Origin of the sequence: Phaeodactylibacter xiamenensis (assembly GCF_000759025.1) — a bacterium.
Lineage (GTDB): Bacteria > Bacteroidota > Bacteroidia > Chitinophagales > Saprospiraceae > Phaeodactylibacter > Phaeodactylibacter xiamenensis.
Window position 1 is genome coordinate 88,912 of the sequence record NZ_JPOS01000034.1, and the last position, 26,152, is coordinate 115,063.

The following is a 26,152-nucleotide window of genomic DNA, read 5'->3' on the forward strand; positions in this document are numbered from 1 at the left end:
TAATTATGGAGGACCGCTTTTCAAATATAGACGAAGTGAGCAGGCTACTGGAAGACCATAGCGCGGTGCGGCTATTGCGCAAAGCACACGCCCCGATGATTGTGGCTTTCCTGTGGCGTGCCTTCCGCGAAGAGCGTCGGCAGGCCTACGGTAGTCAGGAGCTGAATACCCTATTGTCTGATTTCCTGTTTGCGGCTAACGAAGGTGCGGGGGAAGGCGGGAAACCCTACCCCCGCACTTCACGGCTATACCTGGAAGACTGGTCCAAAGAGGGCTTCCTGCGGCAATACTACGAGGCTGGGGCTGCAGAGGCAACTTTTGAGCTCACTCCCGCCACGGAGCAGGCGCTGGTCTGGATAGCCGAGCTGGACAAAAGGGAATTCGTAGGGGCGGAGTCCCGCTTGCTACAACTTTTCAATATGCTGCAGGACCTCACCTACGGCAGCTCCACCGATGCACAGGACCGCCTGGAGCAACTGCTGGCACAGCGCCTTGAGCTGGACCGGGAAATCATGGAGCTGGAAGAAGGGCAGATCAGCCGCCTTGACCCCACCCGTATGCGCGAACAGCTCAAATTAATTGAAGAAACGGCAGCCAAGCTGCTGGCAGACTTCCGGCAGATTGAGGAAAACTTCCGGCAACTCAACACTAAGGCCCGGGAAGAGCAAATCAACCGGCAGCACAGCCGGGGGCAGGTGCTGGACGAGATTTTCTCCGCTCAGGACGCTATCATGGAAACGGATCAGGGCAAGACCTTCACTGCCTTTTGGGCGTTCCTGATGGATCAGGGCCGGCAGGACCGGCTCGACCAAATGGCTGCGCAATTATTTGAACAGCCCGAGCTGGAAGCCTACCGCAACCACTCTGTCCTGCCCCGCCTTAAAATCCTCCTGGTAGAGGCTGGCGAACGGGTAGACCGGACCACCACCCGGCTTATCGAACAACTGCGCCGTTTTTTGGCATCCCGCACCTTTTTGGAAAACCGCCGTGCCGGGCAGGTTATTGAAGAAATTGAGCAACTGGCGCTTCAGGTCAAGAACGAGCCTCCGCCTCAGCGCTTTTTTAGTGATATTGCTGGCAAGCCTGCAGTGAACCTGGTGATGGAACGCCGCCTTTTTCAGCCTGCCGATGAGCTGCAGCTGGCCTCCGATCAGCCGGTAGCGGGGAATGCCGTCGAAGTCCTTACAGAGGGACTTTACAATCAAATGTACATCGACCCTGAGGAACTGAAGGGCAGAATACAGAAAATGCTGCGGGGCAAACAGCAGGTGAGCCTGAAAGAAGTGGTGGCCCACGCCCCGGTGGAAAAGGGGCTCAGTGAGATAGTGGCCTACTTTGGGCTGGCTACACAGTGGGAACCCCGCCAAAAAGCTGTCATCAATACCGGGCAGCAGGAAAAGTTGTTTTATGAAAGCGAGGGACAAACTTACGCCGTGGAACTGCCCCAAATCTTATTTTTGAAATGAGCGAACCAACTGTAAAGGCGGAAATCCGTGCGCCGGCCATCTACTTGCTCAAGGGCATCCTGTACCGGGAGCAGCACCTTGATGCCTGGAACCTCCTCCTGCGGTACCGGGAGCGCCTGCGGGCTTACTTCGAAGTGCTTGGGCTGGAGCTGATCGTGGAAGAGGGGGACGGGTATGCCTATTTGCGGCAGCAACCGGAGGAAGAAGAAGCTGATCCTCAACCCCGCCTCATGACCCGACGCCGGCTAAGCTACCAACAGACGCTCCTTATTGTACTTTTGCGTAAACGCCTCCTCGAGTTTGAGTCGGAAGGCAACGAAGTCAGGCTGGTGCTCCGTTATAGTGATATCGCCGAGATGATGCGCCTGTACTGGGATGATACGGCCGCCAACGAGCGCAAACAGGAGGACAAGCTCCGGGCTGATATCAAGAAAATGATCAGCTTTGGCTTCCTGCAGACTGTGCGGGAAGAAGACCGCTACGAAGTGAGCCGCATCCTGAAAGCCTACGTCCCTATCGAAAAACTGAACGAAATTCTCGGACAGCTCAAAGCCTACGCTGAAGCCCAAAAAGAATCCTGATGCTATCTCCATCTGAAATACCAAGCTCCCCGTCCGGTTACCGGCTGCACCGCCTGGAAGTCCTCAACTGGGGCACTTTCGACAAGCATATCTGGGAAATTAGCCCCAACGGGCAGAATGCCCTGCTTACTGGCGATATCGGCTCCGGAAAATCCACACTGGTCGATGCCATCACGACCTTGCTGGTGCCACAGCAAAAGATCACCTACAACAAGGCAGCCGGAGCTGAAAGCCGGGAGCGCAACCTGCTGAGCTACGTGCGCGGTGCTTACAAAAATGAAAAGGTCAACGCGGCAAGCAAAGGGCGGGATGTGTATCTCCGGCCCGATAACAAGCACCTGACCTTACTGCTGGCTGTTTTTGCCAATGCCGCGCAAAACGATTTCGCTACGCTGGCGCAGGTTTACTGGATGCAGGATGATAGCGTCAAACGCTTTTACGTGCTGGCTGAACAGGCTCTGCAAATTGACCCCGACTTCAGTAATTTTGGAACAGATATCCGGCAGCTCAAAAAGCAGTTGCGCAAACAGCGGGGCGCCGAGCTGTTCAATAGCTTCAGTGCTTATGCAGACCGCTTTCGGCAGGTTTTTGGCATCCGGCAGCCCGAAGCCCTGGAGCTGTTTTACAAGACCGTCTCCATGAAATCGGTAGGCAACCTCACGGAGTTTGTCCGGGAGCAGATGCTGGGGCAGACTAATATTCAGGAGGACATCAATGAGCTGGTCGCTAAATACGCCGATCTTAATACGGCCCACCGATTAGTAGCGCAGGCCAGGCAGCAGCGCGATCTCCTGCAGCCTATGATTGAAGAAGCGGACGAGCGCAGGAAAGCATTGCATAAAATTGGTGAGCTGGAAGCACTTTTGGAGGAAATCCCCGGCTATTTTGCGAAAGCAAAACTACAGGCAGCTATCCGGGGTATGGGGCGTCTGCAACAAGACTGGGAGACTCTGGAGGCCGAAATGCTGGCTTTACGGCAGCAGGAGCAGGCAGCACAAGAGGAGCTGGCTCGCCTGAAAGCTGCCCGGGATAGCCTGAATGTTAATCAGCAGCTGGCTCAAATCAAACTGCAAATCAAAGAGCTCGGGGCAGAGCGTGCGCGCCGCCAGGATCAGGCCCGTACCTATGAAGACCGGCTCGCAGAACTTGGTCGTTTCCTGCCGAAAGGGCACGGGCTTCCACTCGGGATGCCGGAAGACGTAGGCGGTTTCATGGCACAGAAACATCAGTTCACAGCACAACGGGAGCAGGCGCTGATAACGCTGGAAGAACTGCAGGATGCCCGGGATCCCTTAGCTGTTCGGATAGACAAACACCGGGCACGCCTGGAAGAGCTGGACAAGGAGCTGCAATCCCTCAGACAAAGGCCCACGCAAATTCCGCAACGCAATTTAAGGCTACGGCAAAAACTGCTCACCGGGCTGTATCTTACGGAAGAGGACCTGCCCTTTGCGGGTGAACTGCTACAGGTGCTCCCGGAGGAGGCTAAGTGGGAGGGGGCAATCGAGCGGCAGCTACGGGGCTTCGGCCTTAGCCTGCTGGTACCCGACCAACACTACGAAGCTGTCAGCAATTATCTGGATCGCATTCATCTTGGTGGGAAACTGGTCTATTTGCGCACCCTGCCTCATCCGGACAGGGATAGCCGCGAGCCGGAAGCCAACTCTTTGGTGCGCAAAGTGCAGATCAAAGCGGATACCCCGTTTTACGAATGGTTGGAAAAGGAGCTGATCAGGCGTTACGATTATACCTGTTGCGACACGATGGCTGCGTTCCGGCGGGCGCCCCGGGCGCTTACCGTCGAAGGGCAGAGCAAAGACAGCCGGGTGCGGCATACCAAAGACGACCGCTATGATGTCAACGACCGGCGGCAGTATATCCTGGGCTGGAGCAATAAACCGAAAATCAAGGCCCTGGAAGCGGAACAGCGGGAAGTGGAAGCGGAATTAGCTCAGGCGGAGACCGAATATCAGCGACTGCGCAATGCAGAACGGGCATTGGACAAGCAGCGGGGTATACTTGAGCGGCTGCTGGAGTACCCTTCCTTTGAAAACCTGAATTTCAAGCCCTTGATCATACGGATTCAGGCACTGCGGGAAGAGCAGCAGCGCCTGGAAGCCGGCTCAGAGGAGCTGCGGCATCTGCAGGAAAAAATAACAGAGGCGGAAGCTGCGGTAAGTCAGCTGAGTGCTCAGGTCGGCGTTAAGTTTGAGCAGAAAGGCGTTCAGAAAAACGAACTCACGAAATTGCTTGGTGCAATCACGGCATTACTCCACCAAACCGGGTTGCCGCCACTCCCTCTGAGCGCACTGGGCGCAGTGGTCACCAATGAGGCGGCGCACCGGGTGTTCAGCGATTGCAGGGCAGTCACGATACCCCAACAGGCACCTTCCAGCCATTTGCAAAAGCACCTGCCTGAGCTGAGCCCGGAAGCACCTGCAGAGGCGTGGGCACAGGCGGAGCAAAAGCTTAAAGAAAAAATTGAAGGCAATAATGGGATGATCCGGAAGTACCGTGATCAGGAAAGCCGGCTGGCACAGCGCATCGTCAGGCAAATGACCACCTTCAAGCAACAGTTTCCGGAGGAAGTCATAGATGTGGATGCGGACATCCGGTCTGTGGAGGAGTTCCGCGAGCGTTATGTGCGGCTGCAAAAGGATGACATCCCACGGCATGAAGAACGCTTCCGGGAGCTGTTGCGCACCAAGACCATACAGAGCATCCTGATGTTCAAGTCGAAGCTCGACACTTTTGAACAGGACATTAACCGCAAAATAGAGGAAATCAATCAGCACCTGCGCGAGATCGACTACAATCCCGGTCGGTTCATCCGCATTTCGAAGGAGCCGGTTCACAGAGAGGATATCAGCACCTTCAAGCAAGATCTGAGGGCCTGCCTGTCCAACACCTACGGAGATGTGGCCGACGAAGATCTGTATACCGAAGAGAAATTTGAGCATGTCAAAAAGCTCCTCGACCGTTTCGCCGGGGGGACGGAAGAAGATAGCCGCTGGACAAAGAAGGTGACTGATGTAAGACAGTGGTACACCTTTGGTGCCGAAGAGCTTTACCGGGAGACCAACGAGCTGCATGAGTATTTCAGTGATTCTTCCGGTAAGTCCGGCGGGCAAAAGGAAAAACTGGCCTATACGATCCTGGCTTCTGCTATTGCCTTTCAGTTTGGGCTGGAATGGGGGCGCTCCCGCTCTCGCTCCTTCCGCTTTGTGGTCATTGATGAAGCCTTTGGGCGCGGATCGGATGAGAGTACGAGGTACGGGCTTCAGCTGTTTGAGCGGCTTAATTTGCAGTTGCTTATCGTGACGCCCTTGCAAAAGATCAATGTCATCGAAAAGCATATCTCGACGGTGCACTACGTGTCCAACCCCAAAGGGCAATCTTCCATGGTACGCAACATCAGTATTGAGGAGTACCAGGCAGAGAAAGCAGCCCGGGAGCAAGCCGTTAATACTTCAAAGTCATGATTACCGAAAAAGCAGCCCTTCAGCAGCTGGAAAAGTGGTGGCCAAAGGTGTTGCGGGCCGGATTGGAGCAGGAAGATTACTTTCCGCGCTCTCTGAGCCGCATCGGCAAGCCTAAGCCAAAGGAGTGGATCGAAAACTTTGAGCAGGTACGATCGGCACAGGAGCAGTGGCTAAAGCGCAGCCAACCGTATAAATCTAAAGGCTGGAGCCTAAGCTGGGAAGAGCGCGACTACCGCAGCATTGGTCGCAACCGCTTTATTCAGAGTATTGATGTGGCAACCCTTGAAGATTATCTGTACCTGCTAAAGCGCGAACAGGTATATGCTCAGGTCATGGCAGATGCAGCGATGGTTTCCGAGGTAATTCCAGGGCTGCAAGATTGGTGCATCGCTTCCCCCCTTGATGTGGAAAGCCATCACACCCAATGGAATGAGCTGTTAAAAGTAGTCCGTTACTTCATGGAGGAGCACAGACCGGGGCAATATTACATCCGGGAGCTGCCCCTGGATATCCCCACCAAGTTTATTGAAACCCATAAACGGCTACTCATCAGCTTGCTGGATGAAGTGCTGCCGGGGTCCCGCATCAATGATCAATTTCGGGGTGTGCGCCATTTTGAACAGCGCTACGGGCTAAAATACCGGCAGCCGATGGTCCGCCTCCGGCTGATGGATGTATCTCTGGCGGATCAGTACTTCTCCGGGGTACAGGATCTGGCGCTGCCCCTTGATGCACTTGCACAGCTGAAGTTGACAGTGCGCCGGGTCATCATTTTGGAAAACAAGACCAACTATACCAACCTGATGAATTTACTGACGCTCCCGCAGGCAAAGGAGACGATTGGTATTTTCGGAAGTGGCTTTGGGGTGGGAGCGCTATCGGAAGTGGCCTGGCTATCAGAAGTTGAGCTGTTCTACTGGGGAGATATTGACGCACACGGGCTGCAAATCCTCTCCCGGTTGAGGGCCCACCATCCTCATGTCCGGCCTTTCCTGATGGATGAGGAGACGCTGAACACCTTTTCGGCATTCAGCAGGCATGATGCCCCGAAGAGCCCGGTGGGGCACCTGCCCGGGCTTACTGAAACGGAGCAGGCATTTTTTGACTACCTCAAGGAGTACCAATTGAGGCTGGAGCAAGAGCATATCCCCCTGGACTATGTCAAACAGATCTTTGAGGCGTTGTTTTAGACTATGTTGGGAATTCGCTTTTGGAGCGAATGTAGTCAAATTTTATTCTGAACAAGTCTTTGATCCCGACATTCATCGTCGGGGGCGCGATGAAGGAGCTTAGCCTGAGTTAAGCGACTGAAGAGCAACGAAGTTCAGGATAAAATTTGGCAAATGCAGCCCAAAGGGTGAAATCCCAACATAGTCTTAATGGTTCTACCCGGTTTTAAGACCACAGTAGTGGCTTCTCGTATAAGAATCATCTGCTAGGTTATTCTGCATTAATACCAGCTTCTGAAAAAACTGCTATTTTGAGCAGCGATGTATCAATCTGGATCATTATGGCAAAACGGAAAATGAAAAAGCAGGTACCCATGACAGCTCAAACCAAAGCTAAACGTTCCGGCTTTTGGCGGCGCTATGCACTGCCCGGGCTGCTGTTGTTCGCCCTGCCTTTTTTACTGTACGCCACTACGCGTACGTTCGGTTATGTGCTGGACGATGTCCTGGTGTTGTCTGAGAACAACTTCGTGAAAAAGGGGCTGGCAGGGATCGGTGATATTTTTACAACGGATAGTTTTACCGGCTACCTTGGCGAGCAACAGGAACTGGTAGCCGGTGCCCGCTACCGGCCTTTGTCTATCGCCACTTTTGCGGTGGAGTATGCATTATACGGTTTGAATCCGGGCAACAGCCACCTGATCAATGTCCTTTCGTACAGTCTGACCGGGCTACTCATCTTCCGGTTGCTGGCTATCCTGATCCCGGGGAAAAAAGGGCAGGCCTGGTACGAAAGGCTGCCGTTTTGGATTGCGCTGCTGTTTGTGCTCCATCCTATTCATACCGAGGTGGTTGCGAATATCAAGGGACGGGATGAAATTCTGGTGCTGCTGCTTTCCCTTAGCACGTTGTACTTCAGCCTCCGCTATACCAAACAACAGTCCTGGTTTGCGCTGCTGCTGTCAGGCGGGCTTTTTCTGCTGGCTTTGCTGGCCAAGGAAAACGCAGTGACCTTCCTGGCGGTAATCCCGCTAAGTATCTATTTATTCACTAATGCCAGCCTCAAAACTACGGCTGTTAGTGTGCTGCCCCTGTTGCTGTCCTTTGGGCTGTATTTGCTGATCCGGGTCAATGCGGTGGGGTATTTGTACAATCCCGGTCTGGTCGTTTCGGGCATTATGAATGACCCCTTTGTTGGGATTGGCTTTGCCGAAAAGTATGCAACGATCACTTACACCCTGGGGCAATACCTGAAGCTATTGGTTTTTCCGCACCCGCTCACGCACGATTACTACCCTTATCAGGTACCCATTCTCAGCTGGGGGGACTGGCGGGTCCTGGTTTCACTCGCCGCCAATCTGGCACTGTTGGGCTGGGGCATCCGGTCGTTCCGGAAGCAATCTATTCCAGCCTGGAGTATCCTGTTTTACTTTTCTACCCTGTCCATTGTGTCTAATATTGTCATTTCAGTGGGCGCTCCGATGAACGAGCGGTTTGTGTACGTTTCTTCCCTGGGTTTTTGCACCCTATGGGCTTATTTGTTCCTTGTCCGGTTGCCTGTCTGGCAGAGCCGGCATAAATGGGCCAAACAAGCTGGGATTGGTATTTTACTGGTTACTGCTTTAGCTTACGCCGGAAAAACTTACGAACGCCTCCCCGCCTGGAAAGACGCCATGAGCCTCAATCGTGCTGCAATTAAAGTATCAACGAACAGTGCGCGGGCCAACAGCTATATGGCTTATTCCCTGTATCAGCGAGGCTTGCAGGAGCAGGGCGCACAGCAACTGGCTACGTATCAGGAAGCCCTTCCTTACGTTAACCGGGCGCTGGAAATCTATCCGGAATATTCCGATGCTTTGACCTGTAAGGGAGGTTTGCTTGGTGGGCTGTATCAGCAGAACAGGGACCTGGATCAGCTGTTGGAAGGGTTCTACGAGATACTCAGTGCCCGCCATGTCAACTTCATTGATCAGTATATGGTCTACCTGAATGGCCGGGAGGATGGACAGCGAATGGCGCAGTTCTACCATCGGGCGGGGTATGAGTTGATGGCTAAGCAGCAAAATCAATATGCTTTGGCGCTGCAGTACCTGAATTACGGGCTGGAGGTAAGCCCGGACAATGTGACCCTCCTTGAAGATTTGGCAGAAGTCCATGCGCTGGCCGGCAATACCGGGCAGGCACAACAGATGGCGAGACGGGCTTTGCAGCTCAATCCGCAGTCTGAACGGGCAGGGGCTATACTTCAGTAGGTGTTAGGGTAGTAAACTCTATTTCTCTGATGATGAAGAAGGCTTTACCTTCAGTATTGTGCGAAACAGCAGGATAGTACTCTTAAGGATCAGTAAAACATCAAATTATGCAGCTCAATCCGCTTGTCAGCATGTCGCCGGTTGTGAAAGCCGCCCTGCAAAATGGACAGCCCGTGGTCGCCCTCGAATCCACCATCATCTCTCACGGTATGCCCTACCCGAAAAATGTGGAAACGGCCCTGCGCGTGGAAGCCACTGTTCGGGAGAGCGGTGCTGTCCCCGCAACCATAGCGGTGATCGGTGGACAATTGCGGGCCGGGCTTTCCGAAGCAGAGATTGAAAATTTGGGCAAAAAAGGTACGGCGGTGACAAAAGTAAGCCGCAGGGATCTACCGGTGCTGGTTGCCCGGAAAGGAGATGGTGCGACCACCGTTGCTGCTACTATGATCATTGCAGCGCTGGCGGGCATCCGGGTATTTGCCACCGGCGGCATAGGCGGGGTGCACCGGGGGGCGGAAAGAACGATGGATATCTCCGCCGACCTTCAGGAACTGGCCCGGACGAATGTGGCTGTGGTCTGTGCCGGTGCCAAGTCTATCCTGGATTTGCGCCTGACGCTGGAATACCTGGAGACCATGGGCGTGCCGGTACTGGGCTTTCAAACGGATGAATTGCCGGCTTTTTATACCCGTACAAGTGGTCTGCCGGTCGACTACCGGATGGAAACGGCATCGGAAATTACGAAGGCATTGCACACCAAATGGCAGCTCGGGCTACATGGCGGTGCCGTCATTGCCAACCCCATTCCGGAAGCCTACGCTATGCCGCAGGAAGAGATGGACCGGGTCATAGACCTGGCGATTGCGGAGGCAGCGCAGCAAGATATAGTTGGCAAAGCGCTCACCCCCTTCCTGCTTTCCCGCATTGAGCAACTGACCAAAGGCGACAGCCTGGAAGCCAATATCGAATTGGTGCTGAATAATGCGCGCCTGGCGGCAGCGGTAAGTGGAGCGCTTTGTAGCTTGTCCGGATAAACCGCCCCTGGATTTTCAGAAATTGTCTTACAGGAATGGAGGATTCAGCATTGTTTATTAGTTTTAAGCGAATATTAAGCTGAATACACTTACCTGAAACGCTATCCACCCGGTTGACTAAATCCTTAACGGTCTAAATTCAAGGTTATGAATAATTGCAAAGTACTGCTGTTGTGGGCAGTGGTGGTATGGTTTTACGGGCCTGTGTGGGGGCAGGAGGATAGTTTAAAGCAGGAACTTTTATCTGTAAATAACGATACACTAAAAGCTAAAATTCTAGATGATCTTGCATGGGTATATATTTATGATAACCCTTTGAAAGCTAGGGTGTACGCTGATTCCAGCTATAGGCTTCTCATTAATAGTCAGGACGAGCTAGGAGCTTCCAGTGCGTTAAATACTATAGCGAATACTTTTCTTGTAGAAGGTAAAATGGACTCCGCACTGACTCTTTACAATCAAGCATTGATTCTTGCTAAACCGAACGGGTCCCCTAAGCAAATTGGTACGCTTTATAATAACATAGGGATCGTACATTTCAATAAAGGACAAATTGATACAGCCATAGCGCTATACAGAAAAGGTTTGGAATACAGGGAAAGAAGTAAAGATACTTCCCAAATTATTGCTTCCTGTATCAACCTTGGAGGAGCACTCCATGAAGGCGGTAATTCTGAACAAGGTGTTAAGGTATTGCTTCTAGCCGTAGATTTGTCAAAGCGTGTCAGTGATTTTACTAACCTTGCTATAAGCTATGCTAACTTAAACACTGTTTACATAGACCTAGACGAATGGGAACAGGCATTGGAATACGGACGATTTGCTCAACAATACTTTGAAGCGAACGACAATAAGTACAGACTTTCTCCATTGTATGGCAATTTTGGAGCTATTTTCAACAATCTTGGGGAGCCGGATTCGGCTGTGTTCTACCTCAGCAAAGCTTTAAAAATAAATGACTTCGATCCTTACACAAGGGCTTATACACTTCATAATTTAGGTGACACGCAGATATCTGAGGGTAACGACAGTGCAGCCCTTCGTTATTACCTTCAGGCGATGGATTTAGAGCAAGAGCTGGGCATGAGCAGGGAGCTAATCAACTCTAAAGTATCTGTGGGGAATATTTTAGGTAAAATGGGGCAATATCAGCAGGCACAGCCCTACCTCAGAGACGCTATCTCCGCAACGGATACCCTTAATGGTATGTGGGAAGATAGAAGCAAAGCTCTAAAATTTCTCCTATTGACAGAGTCTTACTTGCAAGAGAATAAAGAAATAAGCAAGCTCATAAACGCATATTCTGAGGCTACCGACTCCCTTTATAACTGGTTGAAATTCGAAGCCATCACCGAAATCGAGACCCGCTACCAAACCGAACAAAAAGAACTCCAAAACCAAGCCCTGCAGCGCGAGAATGAGCTGCAGGCTAGCATCAACCGCAATCAGCGTATGGGGCTGGGTGGCCTTGGGCTGGGTTTAATTGCTCTGGCCGGCTTATCCACCTTCCTCTATCTGCAGGGGCAGCGCATCCAAGCCCAGAAATCCGAGATCGAGCTCCTCCACAGGGAGCAGCGCCACCGCATGATGAACAACCTCGTCTTCGCCAACAGCCTGATGAGCCTGCAGGTCAACCGCCTGAAGGAACAGCCCGAAGCGCAGCAGGCCGTCAAAGAAGCCGATGCCCGCCTGCGGGCCATGTCGGTCCTGCAGAGCCGACTCCACCACGATGGGGAAGGGCAGAAAACGGTCGCCATACGCGAGTATCTGGAAGAAATCACTACCGCTCTTCAGCGCAGCTTTGGCAGCCCGGAACAGCCCCTGCGTATCTACCTGCACGCACCGGATGCTGAGCGGGTGGACGGGGAAGCCGCCATGCGCATCGGGCTCATCGTCAATGAGCTGGCGACCAACTCCTGCAAGCACGCCTTTGCCGAGCAGCCGAACCCTGAAATTAATGTAGCGTTGCAGCCTGAAACATCAGGCCGCTACCGCCTCATCTACACCGACAACGGTAGTGGCCTGCCCGCCGACTTCCAGGTAGATACGAAACAGTCGATGGGGCTTTTCCTGCTCCACAACCTGGTCAAACAGCTCAACGGGCGCATCGCCTTTTCCGGAGAGAAAGGCACCCGCGTGGAGTGTGAACTCAATTTAAAAGCCGCATAAAAAACCCTTTGCCAAAATGAAAGCCGCAAGCATTTTACTCGTTGAAGACGACCACATTATCGCCGCCAATCTGCAGGAGCAACTGGAGCAGCAAGGCTACCGCATTACCGGCCACGCCACCAACAGCGATGAGGCTATGGCGCTTTTCCAAAAGGAGCGCCCCGATATCGCCCTGCTGGATATTGAGCTCAATGGCAGCACGCTCGACGGCATCGAGCTGTCCATCGCCCTGCACACTATTTCCCCCCTGCCCATCCTCTTCCTCAGCAGCCACGACAAGCGCGAGTTTGTAGAGCGGGCCAAGCAGGCGCCAATGGTGCAGTACGTCCTCAAATCTGCCCCCATTGAGCAGCTCCTGATCGCGTTGGATACGGCCTTTGCGACTTTCTATGCCCGCCGACCGGCTGTTGTAGCATCTGTGCCGGCTTCCTCCGGCAGCGGCTGCGCCCTGTATGCCGCCCAGGATTTCTTCTTCGTGCGGCAGGATTACCGCCACGTGCGAGTGGAAGTCGCCGATATTCGCTGGATAGAAGCCAAAGAGCACGCTGTGAAAATCGTGACTGACACTAAAGTCATTGCCTTTTCTGTCCGCCTTAATAGTTTTCTGGAGCAGGTACCTCACCCTGCCTTGATGCGCACCCACCGCTCCTGGGCCGTCAATACCCGTCATGTAGTAGCCTACCACCGCGGCCGGGTGATGGTCCGCTACCGGGAGGGGACGCAGGAAATCCCGCTGAGTGACAAGTGGCGGGAGTCGTTTTTGAGCGGGCTGCCTAATTTGCGGGCGGATTAGTGGGGAAGGATTGGAGGTTGGTGAGGATGTAGCGGAGGTTGTTGTAAAAAGCGCCATTTTACATGGAGCCTTGAATTATGGCGGAATAAATCAGTTTTATTACTTAATGCTTAAAGTTAGATGTAGTGATCGAAAATCGAGTATTGCAGACAGGGTTGGCTATGCTTTTTTTGCTATCCATTTTAGGCTGCCCTCTACCGGCATCTCCAGAGTGTCCATTTCCACTTCTTAGCTATAAAGAGGTAAAAATGACTGAAGACGAGTTGATAGTCCAATTCGCTTCGGAAATTAAAGGAGAAATTGAACTTTTAAAAAAGAATATTAGCCAGTTGAATGGTCAGGTCAAAACGAATCCGAGAATTCAATCTACAGTGAAGAGGTATGCGGCAAGAGGGCTTGCAGGGGATTCTATATTTGTGGGGTACTACAACAGTTATGTATCGAATGCCTGTAATTGGTGGTTTCTTTATAAGGACCACTCTTCTAATAAAAATGAGGCATCACTTCAGGAAGCATTATTGAAAATAGAGACTTTTATAGATGACTATAGTCACAGAGCTCGGAGAAATCAGCTTGCTGAATTAAAGGAACTGAGGGATAGGCTAATAGCATTTCCTGAATTGATCAAAAAATCAACTAAGCTAGATCAAATTTCAAAAAGGAATTATCTGCGCAAAATAGCGCATTTAGAAAGCCGCTTGTCTGGGGTAGATGGAGTAGCATTAGGTAACGGTGATATTCGTACGATTGGGAAGGTAAGGTCAATGCTGGAATTACTTATCCATGATTTTGAAAAAGGTAAAAATTTTTAATGCTATGGTTTTAAGATATCTCTTTCTTTGTTTTTTTGGCCTGGTCTCAGTGGTTTCTATTGCTCAAGTTGATATCAAAGACGAACTGGACTTAGCCTTTGCCGATGTCGATAAAATCAGTGAGTTGGAAAGGTCCGTCAAAAATTGGGAGGGTAGTACCCAGGCTTTGCAAAAAGAAAAAAGCAAACTTCAAGGGCTATATGAAAATGCTAAAAGCAGGTATGGTCGTTTAGAGCGGGATTATTATAGATTGAAAGTAGACCTTAGGATTAAAGAAGATCAAATCAAGGAACTCGAAGGTAAAGTTCAGCTCAGAGATGATCAACTTAAGATTCTTAAAGAAGAGCGGGATAGCCTTATTAGAGAAGTGAACTTACTTAATCAGGGAATAATTAGGCTAGAAGCAAATATTAGGGCACTGACAGAGTATTTTGTTGAAGAGATAAATGCTCTTCATGATTATATTCAACAGAATAGATTGAGAAATCTTAAACGCGCCAATTCGGTATTCATAGATGGCTATAATCCGATCCATGATTCTAAAAACATTCCTAGAAACCCAAAATCGATTTCATTCGATTTATACTATTACCCACTTCCTAATAGCCGCATAGAACCAGAAGAAAAGATTGATATGGAGGTCTCTATTCGAAAGAATAATGGAGAGCCCTTCATTGTATATCCGGTCACTCTACATAGGAATATCAAGAATAACCAATCCGGTGGAATGGATCTTCTGAGTGAGTATGTTTTCTATACAAACGTAAATATAGCCAGGAAATTCGATTTTGAAGGTCGCTTAGAAAAAGGTATCTACTATCATGTTTATCTCCGATGCCAGGATTTAGAAATAGATATTGGCCGATTTATACTGGATTGATACTCCATCAGATCAAAAATTAGAAAACCCAGTTTTAATTTTTGTACAAATTTTATAGTCGCGGGATATGTTCACATGGCGATTAGGCTACGTAAGAATTGATCTATAGTTCTCCAAGGCAGGATTTGTGCAAAGTTGACGCAGGTATTTTTTTCGCTCGCAAGGCGAAAAACGCAGGCATCCGTACGGACGGCGAGGCTTTTCAACGCAGCGAGCGGAAAAAAGAGCAAGTCAAAATGCATTAATCTCGCCTTGGAGAACTATAACTGGCTATTCAAATTTTTCTTTTACCATGCAACCCCAAATTTACACCACCTTCTTAAGCCTTTTCCTGCTCACCTCTTTGAGCCTCACCGCCCAGCAAGCCCACCTCCACCCCCCCGGCAACCTCAACGTCTGCGAAGATCAAACCTTCCAATACACCATCACCGGAGGGGCGAGCGGGCTGCAAGACGCCACCCTGACGCTTGGGCTACCCTGCGGCATCACCTATCAGGCCGGCAGCATTAGCGGTGGCACCGAGGATGCTATTGGAAATTTGTCGGAGCCGGTCTTTGCCTTGCCGGAAGTGCCCGCAGGCGATACGCTCAGCCTCACCCTGCAAGCCGATGTCAGCTGTCAGGCGCTGCCTTGTATTGATGCGGGGGAGCTGTTTTTCATCACCGCAGAACTGGAACATGCCAATGGCAGTCAGGGCTTCGTCTCCGACCCCTTCAATGTGGAGACGGCCAACCTGCTCATCACCAACGGCGAAAACCTGTACTGGCAGGGTACGCTCAACGGTGTGGTGTTCCGTACGCTTACCGTCCGCAATACCCGCCCGGGCAGAGTCTCAAGTTTTGAGTTTTTGGATACCCACGTCAGCAGCATCGCGGTGAGCAGTAACGATGGGGAGACCCTCATCGAAAATGCAGACACCCTGCTTCTGCGCTTCGGCCCGCAGGACTTCGCCCAAATTGGCAATGGCGATGGCTGGTTCGATTTCAATGAGGAGCTCACTATTAGAGAGCGGGTACAGGTGGTGGACTGCGCTGCGGAAACCCGCGATGCCCTCTCCGAGCTTTGGGTGCGCTGGGGCTGCGGGGGCAGCTTCTGCCAGGCGCGGCGGGCGAATGCGAAGGTGGAGATTGTGGATGTGGTGGAACAGGGGAATGTGTTAGGTTTTTTGGAAATACTGGAGCAGCCAACCTGTTTCGATGGCGGTACCGCAGCGCAAACCCTTCGTGTCCGGCGCAATAACCAATCCACTGGTCTGATGGATTTTGTGTTCAACATCCGGCAGCCGGGCGAGGGACGGGGTATTTTGCTGGGCAGCCTAAATAGTCCCTTTCTGGATTCTGTCGTCTACCACGAGCCTTTGCTGAATACCTGTGGGGATAGTGTAGCCCATGCCGTTACTTTGCACTTTATCAATCCTTTGCCACCAAGTTTCGGTTCGCAATTTGACATCACATGGACGACCAGTATTTGTGAGCCCGGACAGTGCAATTCTTCGGCTTCTAACTGGACCTACGATTACGAATACATCAAGGAATGTTCCGCGCCGGATGATCGCTTCGTTGACGGGGAGGGAGAGGCTGGAAGCGGTGACCCTTTGATCACCGGAGCCCTTTCCATAAGCGGCGTTTTGCAGAATAACAACCCGGTAGACATCGTCTATGCGATCAGTGGCATCAATCTTAATGATGTAGAGGGAGAACTGAACGTGGAGCTGGCTTTTCCCACTTCTCTGACTATACAGCCCACTGATTTTGCCCTGGCGGGTGTCTTGCCGGTCAGTCAGGAGGTGACTACAGATATTGTCAATAAAGTAAAACTGACGTATCCGTTACCCATTGCAGGTTGGGCTCCTTACACGCTCACCGTGCCAACGATTTTGGATTGCAGTATGGCATCAAATTTACCCTGTCTTCCAATTATCTTTTCAGATTGTTTGGCCCCCTGCCCGGTAGGAGCCGTCAATCCTTTAAGTCTAGTGGCGGAAGCAGTAGTAGTAGCAGACGAAAACTGCAGCGGCATTGGGCAATTGCGCACCTGCAGCGATATACTTGTCCCCCTGCCTTGTTATGAAGGCGTCTGTTATGATACGCTGGCTGGCTATCTTGATTATAATTTTGAGGCCGTCCGCACCACCTTGGGCTGGCCGGATAAGGATGGCGATGGGCAGCCCGATGAAGATGGAATTTATGACTTTAGCCAAATGCGCCTGGACTACCTGGCGCCCGGGGATACTTTCGAACTGCGCGTCGATGGTGTAGTGCAAACAGACGTACCCGGTACGGAGCTGGAGTACTTTACGCTGGAAATCGGCCACAAAGGGTTTGAAGTGACGAACACTCTGAACGGAAACAGCCTGCTCACTAGCCCAACGGTCAACCACATGATAGGCGAGCAAAAAAAGATTGCCGAATTAAGCAATACCCTCCTCCTTTTTGATGCCTCTGAATCGGTATGGTATGAGGTCAATGGCCTCGACCGTATTTTCTGGTCTCCCCGTGATGTCTTTTTGTACGACCTTTCTATTTCCGTATTGCGGACGTTGAATCCCGCCATACCGGAAGGGTTTAAATATGCAGCGGGCGATTCTGTCAAAATGGTGGTGCAGCAGCTGGTGGACGCTAATCTGAATTTGATTGGAAGCAATATTTCTTCAACAAATAACTCCCAATTATATCCATTTTCGTCAATACGGTTTGCCTTCGATTACGATACCCGTACTTACTTCGGACAAAGCCCAATTGATGCAGCTCGTCCATTACCTACCTGCAATTGCCAGTCGCAACGGGTAGAAATTGCGAATGTAACACTACAGGACTGGCTAGGTGGAGGTGGTGCCCGTAGTGGCAATTGCCATTCGGCTTCACCCAGCTCTGGCGGACGCAGTCTGCGCTCACGCCTCGCTTTCCCTTTTCCTGGTGAGATCAAACCTTTTCACCGGGCTACTCAGTTCCGGGTGCCCAAGGTGGCGGGCATAGTGGTTGATTCCCTGGAGTTAAGGCAACACAATACGCCTCCTGTATTCTTACACCCCTATGATTCTGCGGAATATGTGCTTTTTGATGTGCCAGAGACGTTCCCTTTTGTTGGTGTGAATAGTAATTATTACTTTCAGCTATCGCTGCACCGCCATTTTACCGCTTGTATAGCGGAATGGGGATATCAGAATGGAATGTTGCCGGTTGAAGTCATCTTAGAGCGGACATCAATTGGCACTCGTTTTTTTCCGGCATCCTACACCGCTGAGGTTGGTCTTGTTGGGCCACTTCGTGATGCAGTTGACATTTGTGACCTGGCATTGCCTCAATCCAGCATTACTTCCTTCGCCGCCGACTTTGAATTAGACTTCCCTCTTGTCGTCAAAGCTGAGAATAATAATAGTATCACCCTCCCCTACGACAACCTCTACCTCCGCCCCGTCTACCCCACCACCGTCTTCGACTCCATCCAAGTCGTCAATGCGGAGACCGGGGAAGTGTACCCCGAAGTCAACGGCATCTTCCAGCTCGGCTCCGTAGTCACGCCGGATACGCTACACTTACAACTCCGCGGCCGCTCCAGCAGCTGCGGCACGGAGACCATCCGCCTCGACTACGGTTTCGACTGCTCGCCTTTTACCGATCCGGCCCAGGAACCCTGTGCGCTGGAAAGCGAAACTCTGACCATCGACTTCCCGCCTGGGCTGATCGATATGCAGGCGGAAGAGGAAGACCTGAGCGCAGATCTCTGTGATACCATGCCGCGTACGCAGGCGCTGCTGTTCAACGCAGGGCTGGGGGCCGTCTACGAGCTGCAGGCGGAGGTCACCCTGCCGGCGGGCATGAACATCCTGCCGGGCTCCTGCGCGGTGGAATACCCGGCGGGGAGCGGGCAAACCTACCCACTACCCGACCCCGAGCTGCTGCAGGGGCGCACCTTCATCTGGGATTTTGCAACGGCCTGGCCACTTATTCAGGAACAGGGGCTGTCGGGCGTCAACAGTACACCGGGCAACAGCTTCTACCTACAGTTTGATACCGGGACCAACTGCGATTTCATCTCCGGTACCCGCATCATTTATCGTATGCGGGCGGAGCAGACCTGTAAAGAGCCCACCAATACCGTAGCCAAGGTCACCGGGCGCTACCAAATCGAAGGCGTGGAGCCCCCCTACGCCTCCAATCTCAACGTCAACTTCTCGGGCAGCCTCAACTGCGGGGATACGCTGGCGCTGAATGCCACTTTCCAGTACCCTGCCAATACGGATGCCAACCTCTACGTCACCCTGCCGGTGGGCATGGCCTACGTGCCGGGCTCCACAGCGGGCAATACCGACCACCCGGAGCCTGTTTTGCAGGACGGGCAGCTCAAGTGGACCATCAACAGCCCTTCTTCGGATGTGACGCTGTCCTTCAGCATCGTAGCGGAGGAGGGCATCGAATGCGCCGTGCCCGTCCTGAGCCACTTTACCACCACCAAGGTGCCCGCCATTTGCGTAAGCGAGGGGCAGCCCTGCGAGATCGAGGTGGTCACCGGTGATGCCAACCTGCCGCTTTCGGTGGACAAGGCGGCCTATGAAATAACCGACATCTCTGCTATCGCACCTTCCAGCCTATCCAATGACTTACAGCTGGAAGCTACGATTACCAATACTGCTGACCCCAACGGGCTGCCGCTTCAGGCGGCCTTATACCTCGACCTCGACGGGGATGGCGCACTGAGCCTGCCGGATTCGCTCCTGCAAATGCTAACACTGAACGGCATTGGCCAGGCCGGCGGCAGCACACAGCTGAGCACCTTTCTTCCTAATCTGCCCCGTCAATACTGGTGCCGGCTCTTGCTGGTCCTCGAAGCGGAGGCCAACTGCGCCTGTCAGACGCTGACGATACCGATAAATGGCGTACCTATTCTCAAGCCAGAGGAAATTGTGCTGTGCTGGGACCAATCCGCCGAGCTGGGCGTCGACCCGCTGACGGGCTATACCTACCAATGGTCGGATGCCGATGGGCTGAGCTGTACCCAATGCCCGCAAACGCTATTTTATCCACCGGAAACAGGTAACAGCCAGCAGTTCTATAACTTCGAGCTATTGGAAACGGCCGGCAATTGCACCATCAGCCACCCCTTCGAGGTCACAGTCAACCCGGAGCCCTTTATTTTTTCAGAAGACATCACGATTTGTCAGGGCGATACGGCCTCGCTCATCGCTTCTTTGGGCGAGGCCTTTGCTTGGTCGGGCCCAAATCTGCTCATCGACGATGAGCAGGCCGCTCTTGCCGCCCCCGATAACTCCGCCGTATACACCGTCAGCATTACGGATAATCTGGGGTGCACGGGTATAGACTCTGTGATGGTCGAGGTGCTCCCTGCCCCGGCCCTGCAGGGCGATCCGGTACAAAGCTTCTGTTTTGGGCCACCGGCGCAGTTACAGGTCAGTGCGGAGCCAGGCACGGCCTACGAATGGGTCAATGCCGATGGCCGCCTGAGCGATATTTACAGTCTGAGCCCGGTGGTGGACGTGCAGGAGGATTATACCTATCAGCTACAAGCCGATAATGGGGTCTGCACCCGCTCGTTTGCTGTATCCGTGGACTTTTTCGAGGCCTTTGAAATCGGCGGCGTGCCGGACACTTTGCAGGCCTGCCTGGGCGACACCCTTTCCGTAAACCTTACCGGAGGGGTGCAGTATGACTGGTCTGGAGCGGAAGAGGTGATCTGCGCGGGCAGCAACTGTGCGGAAGTGAGCATCCCGGTACCATTTAGCGAAAGCAGCTTCCTGATTGCCGCCACCGATAGTGCCCAATGTGAAGCCGAACGCCTGCTCACCGTACAGAGCCAGACCGACACCATTCTGCCGACGCAAACCGAAAGCATCTGCTCAGGCGACAGCATCAATATCTTCGGGGCCTGGGTCAGTGCCGCCGGGCTGTACTGCGATACCACGCCTACGGTTGGTTCCTGCGTCCGGGTGGAATGCCTGGACCTGGAGCTGCGCCCTACCTGGTCTACCGATGACAGCGCCGCCATCTGCCAGGGCGAATCCTACAACTTCTACGGCACCCCCCTTACTGAACCCGGCCTGTACACCGAGCCCCTCACCGCCAGCAACGGCTGCGACAGCCTCATCACGCTGGACCTGAGTGTGCTGCCTGCCGTTTCTGAAAGCCTCCAATCCACCATCTGCGAAAGCGATACGCTCTTCTTCGACGGGCAGCCCCTGACGGAGCCCGGCACTTATACGGCCGAGTATCAAACTGCTTTAGGGTGCGATAGTATCGTGGAGCTCGAGCTTACTGTGCTGCCGGAGTTTGAAACGCCAGTCTCTGCTACCATCTGCGAGGGCGAAAACTATCTGTTCAATGGGCAGGAACTGAGTGCGGCGGGCACCTACGAAGCCGAACTGCAATCCCAGGACGGTTGTGATTCCCTGGTGGTGCTGCAACTGTCGGTGAAAGCCCTTTCGGAGTCCTTTTTCGATACCACACTCTGCCTGGGCGAAGTGCTGGACATAGGCGGAGCGTCCTTCGAAACCGCTGGTGACTATACCCTGCAGCTTACCGATGCCAACGGCTGCGACTCCACCGTCTACCTGATGCTGGATTACTACCCGCCGCCCCTGTACGAGGTGGAGGCTGAGCCCGACTTTGGCTACGGGGACGGAAGCCTTTCTCTTACCTTAGCGGACAGTACACACACCCTGATTTGGGAAGACGGCAGCACCACTCCGGAGCGCACCAACCTGCAGGCGGGCTTTTACTACGCCAGTATTGAGGACGAGTGGGGCTGTTTGGCCGAGATCGAGGTGGAAGTCCCGGGCGGGGAGCTCCTGCTGGCTATGCCCAATACCTTTACGCCTAATGGCGATGGTACGAATGATTTCTTCAATGTAGTCGGCAATGCCGAAGCACGGGTGGTCGGCTTCCGCATCTTCAACCGCTGGGGGCAGCAGGTGTACGACAACGAAAACCCCGCTCAGGGCTGGGACGGCACTGCCAATGGTCAGCCGCAGCCTACGGAGGTCTACTACTATCAAATTGAGGTACAGACACCGGACGGGGTGTGGACGCGGCAGGGGGATGTGACGCTGGTGCGGTAGGGGCGATTTTTACTACCCCCACGTCATCTCTGCCCCCGGCAGCACGTCATAGCACCCCCTGCTTCGGCGCACAAACAATTTGCGGTTGTACGGGTCATCCCGGCCCACTTCATGTTTGGAGAGGATGCTGTTGACATATTGTCGCTTCCGGCGGTAATCCGGCAGTAGGGAAGATGGCATTTCTTCAATAAATTGCATGAAGTCGTCCATCAGCAGGCAGCGCCTGGGTAGCGGGTCATTGGGTGCGAAGACATCCAGGCGTATAGCATTGAGCGCATTGTAAAGGAAGAACTCCATGCTTTTGTGGTTGATGATGTACAAGCGGCCATCGTAGCGGCATTGGCCAGCTGAGGGAGCCAGCTTGGGGTACCAGGTTTCCAGCAGAAACTTATTGAGCTGACGGCGGTCGTAGCCCAAAATCAGGTGCTGCAGAGCAGTTCGTCCCAGTTGATCCTGTCGGTTGCGGTTGGCATCCTGCTCCAGGAAGTAATAAAGCATATCAATCTTGCCGTGCTGTGCGGCAACCATCAGCCCTGTCATCCCCTCTGCTGCATCGGGCAGGTCTACGCCAAATTTGCCGATAATACGCTCCACCTTTTTCCGATTGTTGTTGCGGACGAGGGCTGCCAACTGCTGCTGCGCCTTCTGGTACTCACCTAGGTACTGTTTAGCCGGACCATAATTCAATTCCTTTTGCAGCCGCTGCACCAAATCTATGCGGTGACGGGTGCGGGCAAACAAAAATAGACGCTCCACATCCTTTTCTGTGTGGCTGGCTTCGGGGTCAAATATTCGCTCTTCGAGAAGCTCCGCTTCATCTGATCCGACAAACTCAATGCCGCGCAGGCGCGCTCGGATTGCTTCGGCTTGTTCAAACTTGCCCTGCAGCTCAAGGCGGCGGGCTTCCTCCAGCCACTCTTCCTCGTCGCTGGCCTGTTGTTCAATCTTGACTTCCTCCTCCGTATCCATAACACCGAGGAGTTGCAGCAGCTCATTTTTGGTTTTGGTTTCCAAGATATGCACATTTTCAACCGCGCGGGTAAAGGCCACATACAGGGAGTTGATGTAAAACTTGTAAGCCTCCTGGTCCTTATTCGTTTTATCCCTGGCGCGGGAATACCGGAGGTTCTCATCCAACAGATCGGATGCGCTCACCCCCTTGGCAATGGTGCGGAATTCGGCATCGTGGTCGCTGATGAAATTGACCAGGATGATATTCTCGTACTCCAATCCTTTTGCTTCCTGAATGGTAAAGACCAGCGGCGTCCTGAAATCTTTTGATACGCGGGCCTTTTGTTCCTTGTCCAAGACCAGTACCGCAAATTTGGCCGAATCTTGCGTACGCTTATTCAGCTCTTTGCGCACCTTGTCGCTATCCGGGTAAAAGTGGATTTTCCCTTCCTTGTCCGCTACGGTGTTGATCAGGTAGGTGCTCTCCTTGTCGATGGACCCAAAGCGGGCATTCTTGATTTTTAGCAAGTCGTTAGACAGCTTGGTTACCTGCCGGGAGTTGCGGTAGTTGGTTTTGAGAATGCGCAGCGCGCTGCCCTTTAAGTCCTGGTTGAAGAATAAACTTTTGATCTTTGACCAGGAGAAAAAGTTGGGGTGCACAATCTGATTGGCATCCCCGCTGAGCAAAAAGTTGCCGGGGGTCTTCAGCGATTTCAAAATCAGCAGCAACTGGATATTGGTAACATCCTGCACCTCATCTACGATGATGAAGTCGTACTTCGGGGCCACCTGGTCCATGTACTGATAGGCGACCATGTTGCTGTCGTAATAGCCGCCTTCCTTCAGGAAGCGCAGGTAACGTTCAAACAGATCATACACCTTGCTCCGCTCGCTGCCCAGGAAAATAGATTGCTTGACACCGAGTTCTTCATAACGCTCCCGGCTAAGAAATTCAGCATCGGTCACTGAGCCTGTCAGTACACCTTTGAACTCCTCAAATAGCTTATACGGCTCCTTGAATTTGAAGCGTTGCCTTGGGCCACGCTCATACCAGCGCTCAAAACTGCGGTAGTCCAGCTCTTTACCCTCCGGTATCTGTATCCCCTCCAGGTATTCCCGGAAGGACAGGAAGTCAATTTCCTGCTTCGGGTTCTCGTATCCGTAGGATTCATAAATCCGCTGGGCGTTCTCCACCAGATAGGGAGAGAGCGATACGTAGGCAACGTGGCCAGGGTAGCCTTTCATCTTTTCCAGTGTGAGGGCTGTCTTGCCACTGCCTGCCGAGCCAATGATAATCAATGGTGCGGGTAGATTGTAAATTTCCTCCTGGTCGCTATCTAAAGAAATAACCTTATCCAGTAAATGAAACCGCTTGCTTGCCTGGTTGACATACCGTATGGGGTCTACAGCATCTTCTCCAACATCCTCAGGGCCTGCGACCTCGCTAAAGTGGTTCTCTTTAACAGAAGCACCTTTCAGAAACCGGGATTTATCGTATTCATGGTTGGGGATAACCTCCAAAAGCAGTATGTAAGTTTCGCCCTGATGCTTTGCAAATTTGAATAACAACCGGCTCTCGCGGTCAAGCTTAGCACGGAAGTAGCCGAGGTGTTTGATCTTTTTGACTTCTGCTGATTTGAAGTCTCCTGCTCTAAGCATTTCCTCTACTTTTTTCAGCTTACTGCTTAAGCCTTTCGCAGAGAACTCGTTGTATTTTAAAAGTTGCATGCCTGAGAGATCAATTATGGATTAAATGTAGATTATTGTCAATCCTAAAGTAAAGCAAATTCCGATTGAATATCACTGGATAAGCTTTATTTTTGTATCCAGTTATGATAACTGTTAGCGTATAAAAATATCGATATGCCTAATACTCACATGCCCCCCGATTTCCTGCAGCCCTGCCTGTTTAGTATCGAAGAAGCCGTACTTAAGGCCTATAGAGATCACCCAAAACTGGAAGACAAAGACATCGAGGTCGTCTACGAACAGCTGCAGCGGTTTTTCAAAAAGCTCGCCGGAGGCGCAGAGCTGGAGGAGCCTCATTCTACGATTACCCGCAAGCAGGCCCTGATTGAGTCGATTATCCTGGCACTTGATGTCCGTGAAGAGTTCGGAGCAGATGAGCATTTGCTCCAAAATGACCAATATACACTGGGAGGCAGAACCATTCCGTATCTGGAAATGCTCTACGCCACTGCTTTTACCTATCTGCAACGCTCCGCCCGCTTTTGGCGTAAGGAAAGAGGGAAAAGAGGCTACCTGAGTTTCATTGCGAGCCAGTTGCCGGAACAGGAGCTGTAGGAAAAAAGCCCTGTTGCACTTTGCACCTCAGTGCCAGATGCATTCTATGAAGGTAGCGGATTAAAAAACGCCCCCATCAGTGCATGAACCAATGAGGGCACCTGAGAGATTAATCCACCCGCTCAAATACCAATGAACCGCCAGCCGCCCCAATGGCAGTGTATTCCAATGTGGTTGCATTGGCTGCGAGGACCAGGTTGCACTGCGCATCAAACTCCCCTTTTTCGATAAAGCAGAAGCCTTCAGGAGCTGTGCCGGTCACCGCACAAGCTTCCGAACGGCAGCCGGGGTCCGCCTCAATCGTCGAGGAATACGTCAACCGCTGATTGTTGTAATGGCTGATTTGGTCACCCTCAATGATGATTTCGTACCCTTCGTCGGTTGTAGAGCGCCAGCCGCCCTGCATCATGGCCATCAGATTGGGTGAAGGATCGCTGAGTGTGATCTCACTTACCGTTGCTTTTACAGATTTCAAGGCCGGGTTGTCGCTGCTGAGCGTAACATCGCCAACGAGCTCCATGGCTGTCTCACCGCCTGCACCGGGCTCAAAACGGATGCTCAGCCCCTGACCGGTAAGTTTTCCATCCTTCCAGTCACTAACGTAGCCGCCGTAGTCCCAGCCAAAGCCGTAAAAGTCAAATGGCTTGCCATTGAGTTGCTCCATTTCCTCAAGGGTGGTGCCAATGGTGATGCCGTTGGGGGTGGACCAGTCAGATTGCCCGTCCTTGCCATAGATGCTGACATAGCTGGGCCGATCGGATCCCATTGCAGCATCCCAGTACAAATCCACCCGGTTTTTACTGTCTTTGAACAGGACAATGCCTGGCTCGAAAATACCTTCGCCCAGGTGGATGCTGTCCTCCTGCGCCAGATCGCCATAAGCTTTCAAGACATCAGCGGCAGTAGCTGATGCCAGGTCAACAAGACCTACCCGTGTGCCAGGGACAATTGCGAAATCGAGCCTTGGGTCTGCTTCGGTGGTTACAGCGGTAGAGTCCTGCTGATCAGATGCCACAGTGCCCTCTGAGGAGCCGGACTGGCAATTGGATAGCCCGAAGGCAAGCAGGAAAATGCACAGCGAGGTGAGTAGTGGATTCTTCATAAATCTGTTCAGTTTGAGAATGATGTATAATGCGCTGCAAGTGGAGGGGAAAGCAGCGCATCAAAAATACATCACCCAGCTATGA

At 52.4% G+C, this 26,152-nt stretch carries 14 protein-coding genes; 12 read left to right on the forward strand and 2 right to left on the reverse strand.

Features of this window, described 5'->3' with window-relative positions; translation table 11 throughout:
• Positions 1 to 5: 5 nt before the first annotated feature.
• From IX84_RS13145 to IX84_RS13195, 11 genes are all read left to right on the forward strand, one after another.
• Positions 6 to 1,466, forward strand: a complete 1,461-nt coding sequence (locus IX84_RS13145) for a DUF3375 domain-containing protein (protein WP_044221346.1) — start codon at positions 6 to 8, stop codon at positions 1,464 to 1,466.
• Positions 1,463 to 2,047: a DUF4194 domain-containing protein gene (locus tag IX84_RS13150; protein ID WP_044221348.1), complete on the forward strand. Its 585-nt coding sequence runs from the start codon at positions 1,463 to 1,465 to the stop codon at positions 2,045 to 2,047. The genes IX84_RS13145 and IX84_RS13150 overlap by 4 nt, the downstream gene beginning before the upstream one ends.
• Positions 2,047 to 5,529, forward strand: coding sequence for an ATP-binding protein (locus tag IX84_RS13155; protein WP_044221351.1), 3,483 nt, complete (start codon positions 2,047 to 2,049; stop codon positions 5,527 to 5,529). The genes IX84_RS13150 and IX84_RS13155 overlap by 1 nt, the downstream gene beginning before the upstream one ends.
• Positions 5,526 to 6,719, forward strand: coding sequence for a Wadjet anti-phage system protein JetD domain-containing protein (locus IX84_RS13160; protein WP_044221353.1), 1,194 nt, complete (start codon positions 5,526 to 5,528; stop codon positions 6,717 to 6,719). Before IX84_RS13155 ends, IX84_RS13160 begins: the two co-directional genes overlap by 4 nt.
• Positions 6,720 to 7,054: 335 nt before the next feature.
• Entirely contained in the window at positions 7,055 to 8,950 is a 1,896-nt protein-coding gene (locus IX84_RS13165) for a tetratricopeptide repeat protein (protein WP_152605041.1), read from the forward strand.
• A 107-nt stretch (positions 8,951 to 9,057) separates the two neighbouring features.
• Complete coding sequence (locus IX84_RS13170; protein WP_044221358.1) at positions 9,058 to 9,984, forward strand: pseudouridine-5'-phosphate glycosidase; 927 nt, start codon at positions 9,058 to 9,060, stop codon at positions 9,982 to 9,984.
• Positions 9,985 to 10,131: 147 nt separating this feature from the next.
• Positions 10,132 to 12,153 carry a tetratricopeptide repeat-containing sensor histidine kinase gene (locus IX84_RS13175; protein WP_044221360.1) on the forward strand — a complete coding sequence of 674 codons (2,022 nt, stop codon included), beginning with the start codon at positions 10,132 to 10,134 and terminating at the stop codon, positions 12,151 to 12,153.
• A gap of 16 nt (positions 12,154 to 12,169) precedes the next feature.
• On the forward strand, positions 12,170 to 12,946 hold the full coding sequence (locus IX84_RS13180) for a LytR/AlgR family response regulator transcription factor (protein WP_044221361.1): 777 nt from the start codon (positions 12,170 to 12,172) through the stop codon (positions 12,944 to 12,946).
• Between the two features lie 248 nt (positions 12,947 to 13,194).
• Positions 13,195 to 13,758 carry a hypothetical protein gene (locus IX84_RS13185; RefSeq protein ID WP_044221364.1) on the forward strand — a complete coding sequence of 188 codons (564 nt, stop codon included), beginning with the start codon at positions 13,195 to 13,197 and terminating at the stop codon, positions 13,756 to 13,758.
• Positions 13,736 to 14,638 carry a coiled-coil domain-containing protein gene (locus tag IX84_RS13190; protein ID WP_152605042.1) on the forward strand — a complete coding sequence of 301 codons (903 nt, stop codon included), beginning with the start codon at positions 13,736 to 13,738 and terminating at the stop codon, positions 14,636 to 14,638. The genes IX84_RS13185 and IX84_RS13190 overlap by 23 nt, the downstream gene beginning before the upstream one ends.
• A gap of 292 nt (positions 14,639 to 14,930) precedes the next feature.
• A complete protein-coding gene (locus IX84_RS13195) occupies positions 14,931 to 21,710 on the forward strand; it encodes a gliding motility-associated C-terminal domain-containing protein (protein ID WP_044221370.1) in 6,780 nt (2,259 codons plus the stop codon).
• 12 nt (positions 21,711 to 21,722) lie between these two features.
• Here the strand turns inward: IX84_RS13195 and IX84_RS13200 are convergent, their stop codons facing one another.
• Positions 21,723 to 24,389: an ankyrin repeat domain-containing protein gene (locus IX84_RS13200; protein WP_052515987.1), complete on the reverse strand. Its 2,667-nt coding sequence runs from the start codon at positions 24,387 to 24,389 to the stop codon at positions 21,723 to 21,725.
• A gap of 135 nt (positions 24,390 to 24,524) precedes the next feature.
• Here IX84_RS13200 and IX84_RS13205 point away from each other — a divergent pair, with 135 nt between their 5' ends.
• On the forward strand, positions 24,525 to 24,965 hold the full coding sequence (locus IX84_RS13205) for a hypothetical protein (RefSeq protein WP_044221373.1): 441 nt from the start codon (positions 24,525 to 24,527) through the stop codon (positions 24,963 to 24,965).
• Positions 24,966 to 25,074: 109 nt separating this feature from the next.
• Here the strand turns inward: IX84_RS13205 and IX84_RS30980 are convergent, their stop codons facing one another.
• Positions 25,075 to 26,067 carry a hypothetical protein gene (locus IX84_RS30980; protein WP_052515988.1) on the reverse strand — a complete coding sequence of 331 codons (993 nt, stop codon included), beginning with the start codon at positions 26,065 to 26,067 and terminating at the stop codon, positions 25,075 to 25,077.
• Positions 26,068 to 26,152 lie beyond the last annotated feature (85 nt).

Excerpts from the sequence above, each read along its gene's own strand:
- IX84_RS13145 (WP_044221346.1), top strand. The coding sequence starts at position 6 with ATGGAGGACCGCTTTTCAAATATAGACGAAGTGAGCAGGCTACTGGAA.
- IX84_RS13150 (WP_044221348.1), top strand. The coding sequence starts at position 1,463 with ATGAGCGAACCAACTGTAAAGGCGGAAATCCGTGCGCCGGCCATCTAC.
- IX84_RS13155 (WP_044221351.1), top strand. The coding sequence starts at position 2,047 with ATGCTATCTCCATCTGAAATACCAAGCTCCCCGTCCGGTTACCGGCTG.
- IX84_RS13160 (WP_044221353.1), top strand. The coding sequence starts at position 5,526 with ATGATTACCGAAAAAGCAGCCCTTCAGCAGCTGGAAAAGTGGTGGCCA.
- IX84_RS13165 (WP_152605041.1), top strand. The coding sequence starts at position 7,055 with ATGAAAAAGCAGGTACCCATGACAGCTCAAACCAAAGCTAAACGTTCC.
- IX84_RS13170 (WP_044221358.1), top strand. The coding sequence starts at position 9,058 with ATGCAGCTCAATCCGCTTGTCAGCATGTCGCCGGTTGTGAAAGCCGCC.
- IX84_RS13175 (WP_044221360.1), top strand. The coding sequence starts at position 10,132 with ATGAATAATTGCAAAGTACTGCTGTTGTGGGCAGTGGTGGTATGGTTT.
- IX84_RS13180 (WP_044221361.1), top strand. The coding sequence starts at position 12,170 with ATGAAAGCCGCAAGCATTTTACTCGTTGAAGACGACCACATTATCGCC.
- IX84_RS13185 (WP_044221364.1), top strand. The coding sequence starts at position 13,195 with ATGACTGAAGACGAGTTGATAGTCCAATTCGCTTCGGAAATTAAAGGA.
- IX84_RS13195 (WP_044221370.1), top strand. The coding sequence starts at position 14,931 with ATGCAACCCCAAATTTACACCACCTTCTTAAGCCTTTTCCTGCTCACC.
- IX84_RS13200 (WP_052515987.1), bottom strand. The coding sequence starts at position 24,389 with ATGCAACTTTTAAAATACAACGAGTTCTCTGCGAAAGGCTTAAGCAGT.
- IX84_RS13205 (WP_044221373.1), top strand. The coding sequence starts at position 24,525 with ATGCCTAATACTCACATGCCCCCCGATTTCCTGCAGCCCTGCCTGTTT.
- IX84_RS30980 (WP_052515988.1), bottom strand. The coding sequence starts at position 26,067 with ATGAAGAATCCACTACTCACCTCGCTGTGCATTTTCCTGCTTGCCTTC.